The 12,600-nt window shown below is 52.6% G+C and carries 12 protein-coding genes and 3 tRNA genes; 7 read left to right on the plus strand and 8 right to left on the minus strand.

Going from position 1 to position 12,600, the window contains the following annotated elements:
* Positions 1 to 154 precede the first annotated feature (154 nt).
* Positions 155 to 1,405, plus strand: coding sequence for an N-acetylmuramoyl-L-alanine amidase AmiC (amiC, locus tag BV494_RS21170; protein ID WP_104924604.1), 1,251 nt, complete (start codon positions 155 to 157; stop codon positions 1,403 to 1,405).
* A 108-nt stretch (positions 1,406 to 1,513) separates the two neighbouring features.
* Here amiC and BV494_RS21175 read toward each other — a convergent pair.
* From BV494_RS21175 to BV494_RS21185, 3 genes are all read right to left on the minus strand, one after another.
* Positions 1,514 to 1,590 (minus strand) — tRNA-Met (locus BV494_RS21175).
* 73 nt (positions 1,591 to 1,663) lie between these two features.
* Positions 1,664 to 1,740, minus strand: a tRNA-Met gene (locus BV494_RS21180).
* Between the two features lie 63 nt (positions 1,741 to 1,803).
* Positions 1,804 to 1,880, minus strand: a tRNA-Met gene (locus BV494_RS21185).
* Positions 1,881 to 2,101: 221 nt separating this feature from the next.
* On the opposite strand from BV494_RS21185, the gene mltA reads away from it, so the two are divergent.
* On the plus strand, positions 2,102 to 3,214 hold the full coding sequence (gene mltA / locus BV494_RS21190; RefSeq protein ID WP_104924605.1) for a murein transglycosylase A: 1,113 nt from the start codon (positions 2,102 to 2,104) through the stop codon (positions 3,212 to 3,214).
* 29 nt (positions 3,215 to 3,243) lie between these two features.
* Entirely contained in the window at positions 3,244 to 4,059 is an 816-nt protein-coding gene (gene tcdA / locus BV494_RS21195; RefSeq protein ID WP_104924606.1) for a tRNA cyclic N6-threonylcarbamoyladenosine(37) synthase TcdA, read from the plus strand.
* On the opposite strand, the gene csdE is transcribed toward tcdA, so the two are convergent.
* Positions 4,047 to 4,481: a cysteine desulfurase sulfur acceptor subunit CsdE gene (gene csdE / locus BV494_RS21200; protein WP_104924607.1), complete on the minus strand. Its 435-nt coding sequence runs from the start codon at positions 4,479 to 4,481 to the stop codon at positions 4,047 to 4,049. The two genes, tcdA and csdE, sit on opposite strands and share 13 nt — an antisense overlap.
* 18 nt (positions 4,482 to 4,499) lie before the next feature.
* Positions 4,500 to 5,705, minus strand: coding sequence for a cysteine desulfurase CsdA (csdA, locus tag BV494_RS21205; RefSeq protein WP_104924608.1), 1,206 nt, complete (start codon positions 5,703 to 5,705; stop codon positions 4,500 to 4,502).
* A gap of 188 nt (positions 5,706 to 5,893) precedes the next feature.
* Here csdA and BV494_RS21210 point away from each other — a divergent pair, with 188 nt between their 5' ends.
* From BV494_RS21210 to rlmM, 4 genes are all read left to right on the plus strand, one after another.
* The gene (locus tag BV494_RS21210; RefSeq protein WP_104924609.1) at positions 5,894 to 6,115 is read left to right on the plus strand and encodes a YgdI/YgdR family lipoprotein; all 222 of its coding nucleotides are present in this window, start codon (positions 5,894 to 5,896) and stop codon (positions 6,113 to 6,115) included.
* 451 nt (positions 6,116 to 6,566) lie between these two features.
* Positions 6,567 to 7,487, plus strand: coding sequence for a transcriptional regulator GcvA (locus BV494_RS21215; RefSeq protein ID WP_101079234.1), 921 nt, complete (start codon positions 6,567 to 6,569; stop codon positions 7,485 to 7,487).
* A 91-nt stretch (positions 7,488 to 7,578) separates the two neighbouring features.
* Positions 7,579 to 7,974, plus strand: a complete 396-nt coding sequence (locus BV494_RS21220; RefSeq protein WP_104924610.1) for a DUF423 domain-containing protein — start codon at positions 7,579 to 7,581, stop codon at positions 7,972 to 7,974.
* Positions 7,967 to 9,073, plus strand: coding sequence for a 23S rRNA (cytidine(2498)-2'-O)-methyltransferase RlmM (gene rlmM / locus BV494_RS21225; protein WP_104924611.1), 1,107 nt, complete (start codon positions 7,967 to 7,969; stop codon positions 9,071 to 9,073). Before BV494_RS21220 ends, rlmM begins: the two co-directional genes overlap by 8 nt.
* A gap of 169 nt (positions 9,074 to 9,242) precedes the next feature.
* Here rlmM and xni read toward each other — a convergent pair whose 3' ends face one another.
* The 3 genes from xni to queF form a co-directional block, all read right to left on the minus strand.
* A complete protein-coding gene (xni, locus tag BV494_RS21230; RefSeq protein ID WP_104924612.1) occupies positions 9,243 to 9,995 on the minus strand; it encodes a flap endonuclease Xni in 753 nt (250 codons plus the stop codon).
* A 78-nt stretch (positions 9,996 to 10,073) separates the two neighbouring features.
* Positions 10,074 to 11,438, minus strand: coding sequence for a nucleotide 5'-monophosphate nucleosidase PpnN (gene ppnN / locus BV494_RS21235; RefSeq protein WP_104924613.1), 1,365 nt, complete (start codon positions 11,436 to 11,438; stop codon positions 10,074 to 10,076).
* 242 nt (positions 11,439 to 11,680) lie between these two features.
* A complete protein-coding gene (gene queF / locus BV494_RS21240; RefSeq protein WP_104924614.1) occupies positions 11,681 to 12,526 on the minus strand; it encodes an NADPH-dependent 7-cyano-7-deazaguanine reductase QueF in 846 nt (281 codons plus the stop codon).
* Between the last annotated feature and the right edge of the window lie 74 nt (positions 12,527 to 12,600).

Genomic DNA, 12,600 nt, shown 5'->3' on the forward strand with positions numbered 1-12,600 from the left:
TCTCTGTTTTTGTTTTAACACCCATTACAAACGTACAACAAATTGATTAATCGAATAAATGTTTAGGAATGACATGCAGGATATGATTCGTTAGAATCCGTAAACTGAGTTTTTTATCAGCTAATTTTTACTTTTAGACACTTTTTGAGACTGCATGACTGACGATAATCACAATCCCGGAAGACGACGACTTCTTCAAACTGTAGCGGCTTCCTGGATGCTGAGTGTGAGCAAAGTGGGGTTCGCTGCCAGCTCACAGGTTATCGCGGTACGCATCTGGCCTTCTTCTACGTATACCCGCATTACGCTCGAATCGAGCACGCCTCTAAAATATAAGCAATTTCTGCTGAGCGATCCGCCGCGCGTGGTCGTCGATATTGAAGGTGTTCACCTCAACAGCGTACTGAAAGGTCTGGGAGAAAAGGTTCAGCAAAGTGACCCTTATATCCGTCAGGCGCGGGTGGGGCAGTTTGATACCAAAACGGTGCGCATGGTGCTCGAACTCAAGCGGGCCATCAATCCTCATGTGTTTACCCTGAAGCCGGTTGCCGAATTCCACAACCGTCTGGTCGTTGATTTGTATCCGGAAGACGGTACCGTGAGTGCAGAAGATGATCCGCTGCTGGCATTACTGGAAGATTACAACCGGGGCGATGTGGCGAGAACGTTGCCGCCGGAAACGGCCAAAGACGGTCAGGCGGGGAGAAGCAGACCGCTGGTGATTATGCTGGATCCGGGGCACGGCGGCGAGGATCCGGGCGCGATTGGTAAATACAAAACGCGTGAAAAGGACGTTGTTTTGCAAATCGCGCGCCGCCTGCAAAAACTGATTGCGCGTGAACCCAATATGAAAGTCTACATGACCCGTAACGAAGATGTCTTTATCCCGCTGAAAGTCCGGGTGGCGAAAGCGCGAAAGCTGAGAGCAGATCTGTTTATTTCTATTCACGCCGATGCTTTTACCAATCGGGCGGCAAAAGGCTCATCTGTTTTTGCTTTATCGACGAAGGGCGCAACCAGCTCTGCTGCGCGCTTTCTGGCGCAAACCCAGAACGAATCTGACCTGATTGGCGGTGTCAGCAAAAGCGGCGATCGTTATCTGGATCATACGATGTTTGACCTGGTTCAGACGGCAACCATCGGCGATAGCCTCAAATTTGGCAAAGAGGTACTGACGCGCATGGGGAAAATTAATCATCTGCACAAAAACAAAGTCGATCAGGCCGGTTTTGCCGTTTTGAAAGCGCCGGACATTCCGTCCATTCTGGTGGAGACGGCTTTCATCAGTAATATCAATGAAGAGAAAAAGTTGCGGACGGCTCATTTTCAGCAGCAGGTCGCGGAATCGATCATGGCGGGAATCAAAGTTTGGTTTTCAGAAGGCGGGGCGGCAAGGGCGAAATAAGCGGGGAAATGGCGGGAGGATATAAAGATATTCCTGCCGGCTCCCGAAATTTAGATACAAAAAAACACCCGTTAAGGTGCTTGTTGTTTAATTCAATTTTTAAGTAGTTGGTTGCGGGGGCCGGATTTGAACCGACGACCTTCGGGTTATGAGCCCGACGAGCTACCAGGCTGCTCCACCCCGCGTCCGTCACTACTTTGCACTGCTTTACTTCATCACAGCATTCTGAATGAATATCTTAATGCATCAGCTTAGAATTGGTTGCGGGGGCCGGATTTGAACCGACGACCTTCGGGTTATGAGCCCGACGAGCTACCAGGCTGCTCCACCCCGCGTCCGTGATACTGCTTTATTTCATCGTACAATTCAATTGAGTATTTCATACATCGAAATTGAATTGGTTGCGGGGGCCGGATTTGAACCGACGACCTTCGGGTTATGAGCCCGACGAGCTACCAGGCTGCTCCACCCCGCGTCCGATGGAGGCGAACTATACTCCCCATGAGATTTCGCGCAACCCTTTATTTGAATTTATTCAAACAAAGCACTTAGTTGCTGGCTTTTTACACATATCGTTGCTCTTTTGTCCCCAATTTAGCCGGGGGCACTTTTTTAGGCTGTGGTAATTCCTTTCTGATAGGTCGTTTGTTATCGTTTCGCCAGTCATTTCCCTGAAAGTAAGAGAGCGCGGCAACAATGAAAGGACGTTGGAGTAAGTATCTGCTGAGTGGTCTGGTGATTGCGGTATTAGCGGGCTGTTCCTCGCGGCCCACTGACCGGGGTCAGCAGTATAAAGATGGCCGTCTGGACAACGCGCTGGAATACGTGAATGAGCCGAACGCAACAGGGAAACCGGTCAACGCGCTGGATTATTCAAACCAGGTGGCTGCGGTGCAAATCGCCTCTTCTGGTTTGTATGGCAGAAATAACACGACTTTTCAGGCCGTAGAACAATGGCTGCGCTCCGGGGCGGATACCCGAAACCTGAGCCAGTACGGCATCAGCGCCTATCAGATGGAAGGCGCTGATAACTTCGGTAACGTGCAACTCACCGGCTATTACACGCCGGTTGTGCAGGCGCGCTATACCCGCCAGGGCGAATTCCAGTACCCGCTTTACCGTATGCCACCAAAACGTGGCCGTCTGCCGGATCGCGCCTCTATATACTCCGGCGCGCTGAGTGACAACTACGTCGTCGCCTGGACCAATTCCCTGATGGATAACTTCATGATGGAAGTGCAGGGCAGTGGTTACGTGGATTACGGCGACGGACGACCATTTATGTTCTTCGGTTATGCGGGCAAAAATGGTCACGCGTATCGCAGTATCGGCAAAGTGCTGATCGACCGGGGTGAAGTGGCGCGAGAAAATATGTCGATGCAGGCCATCCGCCAGTGGGCTGATACCCACTCTGCGGCAGAGGTCCGCGAGCTGCTGGAGCAAAATCCGTCGTTCGTCTTCTTTAAACCCGAGCCTTTTGCGCCCGTTCGCGGAGCCAGTGGTGTTCCGCTGATTGCCAAAGCCTCTGTGGCCTCTGACCGTTCGCTTATCCCGGCAGGCACCACGCTGCTGGCAGAAGTGCCTGAGCTGAATGATAAAGGTAAGTTTACGGGGAAATACCATATGCGTCTGATGGTTGCGCTGGACGTCGGCGGAGCCATTAAAGGACAACATTTTGATATGTATCAGGGGATTGGTACGGATGCCGGGCATGCAGCAGGATTTTATAATCACTACGGGCGCGTCTGGGTGTTAAAATCGGCGCAGAATGGCAAACCGCTGTTCACCGCTTATTCACAATCTAATTAAGTTTCCAGACGCACTGAGGTTTTTCGTTCATGACAGCAACATACTCCGACGCTTATCAGCAACGCTTTGGCGGTACTGCTCGCCTTTATGGTCAGCAGGCGCTGGCGCTGTTCTCGCAGGCACACGTCTGTGTGATTGGCATTGGCGGAGTCGGTTCCTGGGCGGCGGAAGCGCTGGCGAGAACCGGTATTGGCGCTATCACGCTGATTGATATGGATGATGTTTGCGTCACGAATACCAACCGTCAGATTCATGCATTGCGGGAAAATGTCGGGCAGGCGAAAACAGAAATCATGGCCCAGCGTATTCTGGCGATTAATCCCGAATGCAACGTCACCTGCATCGACGATTTCATTACGCCCGACAATGTCGCAGAAATGCTCGATAAAGGCTTCAGCTACGTCATTGATGCAATCGACAGCGTGCGTCCGAAGGCGGCTTTGCTGGCGTACTGTCGCCGCTTTAAAATCCCCGTCGTCACAACGGGCGGAGCCGGTGGTCAGATTGATCCGACGCAAATCGCCGTCGTCGATCTGGCAAAAACCATTCAGGATCCGCTGGCGGCGAAACTGCGTGAACGTCTGAAAAATGATTTTAATGTCGTGAAAAACAGCAAAGGAAAGCTGGGCATTGATTGTGTATTCTCCAGCGAACCGCTGATGTATCCGCAGGCCGATGGATCGGTATGTACGTCACGTGCGACGGCGGAAGGGCCGAAACGTATGGATTGTGCTTCCGGATTCGGTGCTGCGACCATGGTTACCGCCACATTCGGTTTTGTCGCGGTTTCCCATGTACTTAAAAAGATGATGGCGAAAGCTCAGCGTCAGGCTCAGGCGGCCTGACGGGCGAGGGCGATTACGCCTTCCGCCAGCGCATTCAGCCCGCTGGAACGGCTGGTGCTCAGTTGTTCGCGTAAACCTAACACGTCAAATAACGCCAGCGGATCCTGCTTCAGAATTTCCGCTGGCGTTTTGCCTTCCACGGCCGTCAGTAATACGGCCAGCAACCCTTTCACGATCCGTCCTTCGCTGTCGCCATAGAAATGCATTGTCCCGTTTTCTGTCTTTTCGGCACCCAGCCAGACCCGATTTTCGCAGCCTGATAATTCATTTTCAGGCGTTCTGAGCGAAGCATCAAGCGGCGGCAGGGATTTCGCGAGCAGAATTAACTGACGGTAGCGATCTTCCCACTGGCGAAACGAAGCAAATTTTTCCGTCAGGGACGTTTCAGTGATTTCATGCCCGAAAGGGTGTGGGGCTAACATGGTTTACCTCGGTGTGAATTAATCTGCTAACAGCGTCAGCGCGTATTTTACCGCCGCGACCAGCCGCGTTACGTCGTTTTCGTTATTATACGGCGCAAATGAGGCACGCAATGTTCCGCTGATGCCCAGCGCTTCCATTAACGGCTGCGCGCAATGCTGGCCTGCACGAAGTGCGATCCCCTGTTCGGCCAGTAATGTCACCAGATCGCTGTGATGCACACCGGCGATATCAAAAGATAAAATCGATGTGTTTTGCAAACGGAAACTGCGGAAACCCGTGAGTTCAGCAAGCTGCTGTTCCGCGAGCGTCGCGAGGTGCTGCGCATACGTTTCGGCAGCAGGCATATTGACAGTTTCCAGCCACTTGAGCGCCGCTGACATGCCGATAACGCCCGCAATATTCGGCGTACCGGCTTCGAAACGATGCGGAACGGCCTGAGGCGTAAAACCGGTCATCGACGCCTGTGTAAGCATTTTTCCGCCACCTTGCCACGGTTGCATATTCTCCAGCAGCGCCGTTTTGCCGTAAAGCACGCCAATGCCGGTCGGACCGTACAGTTTGTGGCCGGAGAAAGCATAGAAATCAATGTCCATAGCCTGCATGTCTGCCGGGCAATGGACAGCGCCTTGCGCGCCATCGATAAAGACCGGTGTTCCGTTGGCATGAGCGAGTCCGATGGCACGAGCCAGATCCGGCGCGCCGCCCGTGACATTCGACATCTGTCCTAATGCCAGCAGACGGCTTTTGGAATTCAGAATGGCCGGAAGAGCGGCGATATCCGGCAAACCCTGCTCATCAATGGGCAGCGTGACGACGCGCGCCTGGCATTGCTCCGCCACGATCAGCCACGGAATCAGGTTTGCATGATGCTCCGCCTCGCTGACAATAATCTCGTCGCCCGGCTGCAATTGCGGGCGCAGCCAGCCTTGCGAAACCAGATTCACGGATTCCGTGGTGCCGCGCGTCCAGACTATATCCTCTGAGCGGGGTGCGTTAATCCACTGCGCAACCCGTGTTCTGGCCTGCTCATATTCTTCTGTCAGCATTTGCGCCGCAAGGTGCTGGCTGCGGTGAACCGTGGCACCTTCCTGCGTATAAAAATTCAGGGTCGCATCAATCACCGCCTGAGGCCGGAGCGCCGTCGCAGCGCTGTCGAGATAGCATTGTCCCTGTGACAGCGCAGGAAATTGTTGACGAATATCAGCAGGTTTAAAGTCTTTCATACGAAATCAGATCCTATGGCCTGAGTGAAAAAGTACAGATTTATCTGTTACACAAGCCGCTTATTCATTTTAGGAATGGTTACCTGGAAATTAATCAGAGGTTTGTTATGCTGAATTACGATGACTAGAAGCATTAGCCTGGGGTTTTCCCAGGAATTTAAAGCATTTTAATCTGCAAGGAGTCTATGATGAAGAAGATCGCCGCCGTAATTTCAGCCGCACTGCTGACAACAACACTTGCCGCCTGTTCGAGTAATTATGTGATGCACACCAACGATGGTCGCACCATTGTTGCTGAAGGCAAACCCAGCACTGACAGTGATACCGGTATGATCAGTTATACCGATGCGTATGGCAACAAGCAGCAGATCAATAAATCTGAAGTCAAAGAAATGGCAGAAGGGAACTGATCCCTCCGGTGAGACCCTGACGGGGCACTCACTTAGCTGCTTTCTGACAAAACCGGCCCCTCTTGCGACGTGGCCGGTTTTGTCACATTATGCGCAGCACAAACCGTTCCCTGCGGTGAAATTTGGGCAAAAAAAAGCACCGCAAATAGCGGTGCTGAAAAATCACTTTGGACAGACAGGGTAATGTACAGGAAGTGAAAAGTTTATAGCATTCACGCTACGTGTCCGGATTGCCGGACAATTGCAAACACAACATCACAACCACAAGCCAAAAGTATTTCAGCATCCTCATACCAATCTACTTTTCGTTCCGGCTCAGGAAGTGGCGCCACTATAGGTTTTTGCCTGTACATCCTCAACGGACAAATTATAATGTCTCGGATTAAAAAAACTAATATCAAAACCCACGGACAGGCGTTCCGCTTACCGGCGAATAAGAAGTATCCATTCTATGTCAAAACGTTTACCGCCACTGAATTCTCTGCGGGTGTTTGATGCCGCAGCGCGCCACCTTAGTTTTACTAAAGCGGCTGAGGAATTGTTCGTCACACAGGCCGCTGTTAGCCACCAGATTAAGTCACTTGAGGACTTTTTAGGGCTAAAACTGTTTCGCAGGCGTAATCGGTCATTGTTACTGACCGAAGAAGGGCAGAGTTATTATCTGGATATCAAAGAGATATTCTCGGCCCTCAACGAGGCAACGCGTAAACTTCAGGCGCGTAGTGCGAAAGGCGCGCTGACCGTCAGTTTGCCGCCAAGCTTTGCGATTCAATGGCTGGTGCCGAGATTGTCTGGCTTTAACTCAGCTTATCCGGGCATCGATGTGCGTATCCAGGCCGTTGACCGCGAAGAGGACAAATTGTCCGACGACGTGGACGTGGCGATTTTCCACGGGCGCGGCAACTGGCCGGGTCTGCGGGCGGAACGTTTATATGCCGAATATTTACTCCCGGTTTGTTCTCCGTCTTTGCTGATGGGCGATAATCCGCTGAAAGAACCGGCAGATTTGAGTCATCACACGTTATTGCACGATGCCTCGCGCCGCGACTGGCTGGCCTACACCAAACAGCTGGGATTGCAGCAGGTGAATGTGCAACAGGGGCCGATTTTCAGCCACAGTGCGATGGTCGTTCAGGCGGCGGTTCACGGGCAGGGGATTGCGCTGGTGAATAATGTAATGGCGCAGACGGAAATCGAGGCCGGACGTCTGGTGTGTCCGTTCAGTGAAGTTTTAATCAGTAAAAATGCTTTTTATCTGGTTTGTCATGACAGTCAGGCAGAACTGGGTAAAATAGCCGCCTTTCGTCAGTGGATCCTTGCCCGCGCAGCCAGCGAGCAGGAAAAACTGCGTTTTCGTTTCGATCAGGCGTGATGCCTGAGTCTGGGGAAGGTTTTCCTGAACAGGCTGACAAAGCTTATAATTCGCTGCTTTCTCAGCAAACAACGATAACAGGTAACGCATAATGACCAGTCGTTCAATGTTGATCTTTGCCGCGATCAGCGGTTTTGTTTACGTTGCTTTCGGCGCTTTCGGCGCACACGTCCTGAGCCAGTCGCTCGGCGACGCGGAAATGGCATGGATCCATACCGGTTTAACGTATCAAAGTATTCACACGCTGGTGGTGATGATTTTAGGTGTTGCGATGCAGCGCCAGCGTAATGTGTGGTTCTACTGGAGCAGCGCCTTTTTAGCGCTGGGAACCGTTTTATTCAGCGGCAGCCTTTATTGTCTGGCGCTGTCTCATCTCCGTTTATTCGCTTTTGTAACTCCGATTGGCGGTACCTTATTTCTGGTCGGTTGGATTTTGTTGTTGATCGGCGCACTGCGCCTGAAGAAAAAGGCCGAACGCCATGAATAAAGTTGCCCTCTACTGCCGTCAGGGTTTTGAAAAAGAATGTGCAGCAGAAATTACCGGCAAAGCCGCGAAGATGGAAATCTTTGGTTTTGCCCGCGTAAAAGAAAACAGCGGTTATGTGCTGTTTGAATGTTATCAGCCGGATGACGCAGACCGCATTGCAAAAAATCTGCCTTTCCGCGAGCTGATTTTTGCCCGCCAGATGATCGTCGTCGGCGAACTGCTGAAAGATTTACCGCCGGAAGATCGCGTTTCGCCGATTGTCGGGATGGTGCAGAACGTCATTACCAACGGTGGGGAATTGCGCGTTGAGGTGCCGGACACCAACGAAAGCAAAGAGCTGACCAAGTTTTGCCGCAAGCTGACCGTTCCGCTACGTTCTGCGATGCGCGAGTGCCGCGTGCTGGGTAAGAAAGAAAATGCCCTGCGCCCGGTCGTTCACGTGTTCTTTATCGCGCCGGGTTGCTGTTATGTGGGCTATTCCTACAGCAACAATAATTCCCCGTTCTATATGGGTATTCCGCGTCTGAAGTTCCCGTCCGAAGCGCCGAGCCGTTCAACGCTGAAACTGGAAGAAGCGTTCCACGTCTTTATTCCGGCCGATGAATGGGATGAGCGTCTGGCGAGCGGAATGTATGCGGTAGATCTGGGTGCGTGTCCTGGCGGCTGGACGTATCAGCTGACCCAACGCAGCATGATGGTCACCGCCATTGATAACGGCCTGATGGCACCGAGCCTGATGGAAACTGGTCAGGTGATTCATTTGCGCGAAGATGGTTTCCGCTACAAATCCACCAGCACCAAAAACTACTGGCTGGTGTGCGACATGGTAGAAAAACCGGCGAAAGTGGCCGCGCTGATGTGCGACTGGCTGGTGAATGGCTGGTGTCGTGAGGCAATTTTCAACCTGAAGTTGCCGATGAAGAAGCGTTATGAAGAAGTGACTAACATTCTTGAACGCATCGATGAACGCCTGAAAGAAAACGGCGTGAATGCGGAGATCTTCGCCAAGCAGCTTTATCACGACCGCGAAGAAGTGACCGTACACATTCGTCGTTTCTGGTCGGCCATTGGTGGGCGTCGCGACGAGCGCGACCGCTGATACCCTTCATACTTCGAGCTGCAGATGCGTTGGCTTCGCGCGTTCACCGAATCACTTACTCATGTAAGCTCATCGGGGTTCGCTTTCTTGCCGCCTTCCTGCAACTCGAATTGTTTTGAGTATCTGGTTAGGGCGTTTCTTAATAGAAACGCCTTTTTTAATGCGAAATTCAGGGCAGACGCAGTTGCTGTAAATTGCCGTCCAGCGCGATATCGGTTTGCAGCGTCGAAACCCGTTTACAGGCATAAGCCAGCTCGCGGTGTTCTTCCAGCTTTTTGCGCCATTTCTCCGGAACGCCTTCCAGATTGTGGTAAAGCTCGTCCAGCGAGCCGGTCTGCGTCAGCAAAGTCACCGCTGTTTTCGGCCCGATCCCCGGCACGCCCGGAATTTTACTGCTGCTGATCCCCGCCAGACCCCAGTAATCGGTAAGCTGTTGCGGCAAAACGCCAAAGGTTTCGCGCACGAAAGGCATGTCGAGCCAGCGTTTCTGGAAGTAATCACGGATTTGTACGTTCGGTGCCAGTAACTGGCAGTAACCTTTGTCCGTCGACACAATCGTGACCTGATGCCCGCCGGAAGAGACTTTTGCCGCCAGCGTGGCAGCCAGATCATCCGCTTCATTTCCGGCTGAGTGCCAGCAGGTGATGCCCATCGCGGCAAAACCCGCTTTCAGTTCCGGCATCTCCGCAAACAGGTTGTCCGGCATCGGGGAGCGTCCTGCTTTGTAATCCGGCAGGCACTGATGACGCCAGCTGTCGGCGCGGTCGTCTTCATCAAAAACCGCGACGGCGTGCGTTGCCTGCGTATGCTGAACGAGTTGTCTGGCGGCATTCTGGCAGGTGAGAAGGCAGGGAGAACCCTGAACCGCGTGAATGCGACGGATCAGGTTGAGGGCATCTATAATCAGCAGGTGTATGGCCATAAGCGGGTCATCAATCCATAAAATCAGAGCGACTTACGTCGCTCCGGGAACTGTTTCAGAAATGCAGCCTGAACGGTGTCAGGCGCAGATTTCATAACAAGGAATGTACGCGCTGCCCGGCAATTTCATGCGGTGCTGTGCGACAAAACCCTGCAACAGACTGTCCATTTTTTTCATCAATGCCGGGTCCCCATGCAGCTTGAAGCGCCCGTGCTTTTCGATTGCGTGAATGCCGAATTCTTTCACGTTACCGGCCACAATCCCGGAGAAGGCGCGGCGCAGTGCGGCGGCCAGTTCCTGCGGTGGCTGGTTCGGATACAGATTCAGGTTCGCCATGTTTTCGTGATTGGGTTCAAACGGATGTTGCAGGTCCGGCGCAATACGGATTGACCAGTTGAAACTGTACGCATCACCGCTGTTCCGGCGGTTTTCTTTCACCAGCGGCATCGCGCGTTTCATCTGGCGGGCGACTTCGGTCGGATCGTCAACGATGATGGTGTAGAACTTAGCGGCTTCTTCGCCCAGCGTGTCTTTGATAAAGGCATCCAGAACAAGGAAGTAATCCGCGCTTTCTTTTGGCCCGGTTAGGATCAGCGGCAGAACCTGCGCACTGTTTTCCGGATCCATCAAAATGCCCAGCAGATACAACAGCTCTTCCGCCGTGCCGACACCGCCAGGGAAGATAATGATCCCGTGAGCGATACGCACGAAAGCTTCCAGCCGTTTTTCGATATCCGGCATGATGATCAGTTCATTGACCAGCGGATTCGGTGGCTCGGCCGCAATGATAGAAGGCTCGGTCATCCCGATGAAACGACCGGCTTTATAACGTTGCTGCGCGTGGCCGACGGCTGCACCTTTCATCGGCGCTTCCATCGCCCCCGGACCGCAACCGGTACAAATATTTAGTTCACGCAAGCCCAGCTGACTGCCGACGTTGCGGGCATACTGATATTCGTTTTCATTAATGGAATGACCGCCCCAACAGACCACCATATTCGGATCTTCATCCAGATGGAGCGCGCGGGCGTTGCGTAAAATAGAGAACACCATGTTAGTGAGATGCGCTGAATTCTCGCTGTTGAAATTCTCAAAGCGCGAATTACTGGAAATCTGGGCATTGACGAACAGGATGTCGCGCAGGACGGCGAACAGGTTTGCCTGCAATGAACGGATAATCCGGCCATCAACAAAGGCATCCTCCGGTGGATTCACCAGTTCAAGCTTCACGCCGCGCTCTCTGCGCAGCACGTTGATATCAAAGCTTTCGTAACGTTCGAGGAGTTCTTTACTGCTGTCGGTCTGGCTGCCGCTGTTGAGAACGGCCAGTGAACAGTTGCGGAAAAGACGGTATAAGTCGCTGCTTGCGGTTCGCTTGAGCATGTCGACTTCCAACTGCGACAACAAATCCATTGAACCCAGCGGGCTGATATGTGTAATCAAAGTTGCTCCTTGACACCAAATGGTGCAGTGAATATCTCTGTTTTAGCCCCGCTACGCATGATTTTTCGGATCACGTTTTTTGCGTCGCATCGCGGCAGGCAAACAGAAACACTAGCCTGATAGCAGAGAGAACGCCGGATACGCTGTGCCCGGAATCTCTCCCTGAATTAACAGTAACCTTGTCATCAGGCTTTTACCAATGCTGACAGAGCGTTAGCTCAGTTCTTGAGCAACGCCCCGCATTATTGTCTGACAAGCCTCGCTGTTGCAGGTTCAAACGGGAAGTTAGATCTCCACGGGTTAATGTCCAGCCCGCCGCGACGGGTATAGCGGGCATAGACGGCCAGCTTTTCGGGCTGACAGAAACGCAGGATGTCATTGAAGATGCGTTCGACGCATTGTTCGTGGAATTCATTGTGATGGCGGAATGAAACCAGATAGCGCAGCAGGGCTTCGCGATCAATTTTCGGGCCACGATACTGGATTTGCACGGAACCCCAGTCAGGCTGATGCGTGATCAGGCAGTTTGATTTCAGCAGATGGCTGACCAGCGATTCCTCAACAATTTTTTCGCCTGCGGCATCAGCGAGGTAATCCGTGCTGAATTCATAGCTGTCGATCTCAATGTCCTGGTCATCAATGCAGGTGCCTGCAAAATGCCCGACCGGCGAGCCTTCAATGTCGGACAGGCGGCTGACGGTGACGGTGACGTCGCCCTGAGCGCAGGCGCTTAAATCGCGCGTTAGGGTTTCCTGTACCGTCTGCCAGTCCGGGAACACGGTCTGGTTGAAGCTGTTGAGGTAGAGCTTAAAGCTTTTTGATTCGATCAGATTGTGACTGTCGGCTTTCAGACTGATCTCACCGACCGCGACCTGCGGCAATCCCTTGGCGTTGAGCCATGACAGTTCGTACAACGTCCAGATATCAGCGCCCTGAAACGGCAGGTTGTCAGGGAACAGACCCAGCGGTTCGCGATTCATACTGCGCGGAACCGCCTGTAATAAAGAAGCGTCGTAGTGATCGACGTAAGCCGTGCTTTTGCCCAGCGTCAGTTGCGCCAGTGCGGGGTTATCCTGATAAGAGGACATGCTGTCACCTTGCTTAGAGATAGGTACAATAGGGAATAGCCACCAGTTTAACCCAGCCTTAGCTGAAGATGAGA

Source organism: Rahnella sikkimica (assembly GCF_002951615.1).
GTDB lineage: Bacteria > Pseudomonadota > Gammaproteobacteria > Enterobacterales > Enterobacteriaceae > Rahnella > Rahnella sikkimica.

Coding starts and splice junctions, on each gene's coding strand:
- amiC (WP_104924604.1), top strand. CDS start 155: ATGACTGACGATAATCACAATCCCGGAAGACGACGACTTCTTCAAACT.
- mltA (WP_104924605.1), top strand. CDS start 2,102: ATGAAAGGACGTTGGAGTAAGTATCTGCTGAGTGGTCTGGTGATTGCG.
- tcdA (WP_104924606.1), top strand. CDS start 3,244: ATGACAGCAACATACTCCGACGCTTATCAGCAACGCTTTGGCGGTACT.
- csdE (WP_104924607.1), bottom strand. CDS start 4,481: ATGTTAGCCCCACACCCTTTCGGGCATGAAATCACTGAAACGTCCCTG.
- csdA (WP_104924608.1), bottom strand. CDS start 5,705: ATGAAAGACTTTAAACCTGCTGATATTCGTCAACAATTTCCTGCGCTG.
- BV494_RS21210 (WP_104924609.1), top strand. CDS start 5,894: ATGAAGAAGATCGCCGCCGTAATTTCAGCCGCACTGCTGACAACAACA.
- BV494_RS21215 (WP_101079234.1), top strand. CDS start 6,567: ATGTCAAAACGTTTACCGCCACTGAATTCTCTGCGGGTGTTTGATGCC.
- BV494_RS21220 (WP_104924610.1), top strand. CDS start 7,579: ATGACCAGTCGTTCAATGTTGATCTTTGCCGCGATCAGCGGTTTTGTT.
- rlmM (WP_104924611.1), top strand. CDS start 7,967: ATGAATAAAGTTGCCCTCTACTGCCGTCAGGGTTTTGAAAAAGAATGT.
- xni (WP_104924612.1), bottom strand. CDS start 9,995: ATGGCCATACACCTGCTGATTATAGATGCCCTCAACCTGATCCGTCGC.
- queF (WP_104924614.1), bottom strand. CDS start 12,526: ATGTCCTCTTATCAGGATAACCCCGCACTGGCGCAACTGACGCTGGGC.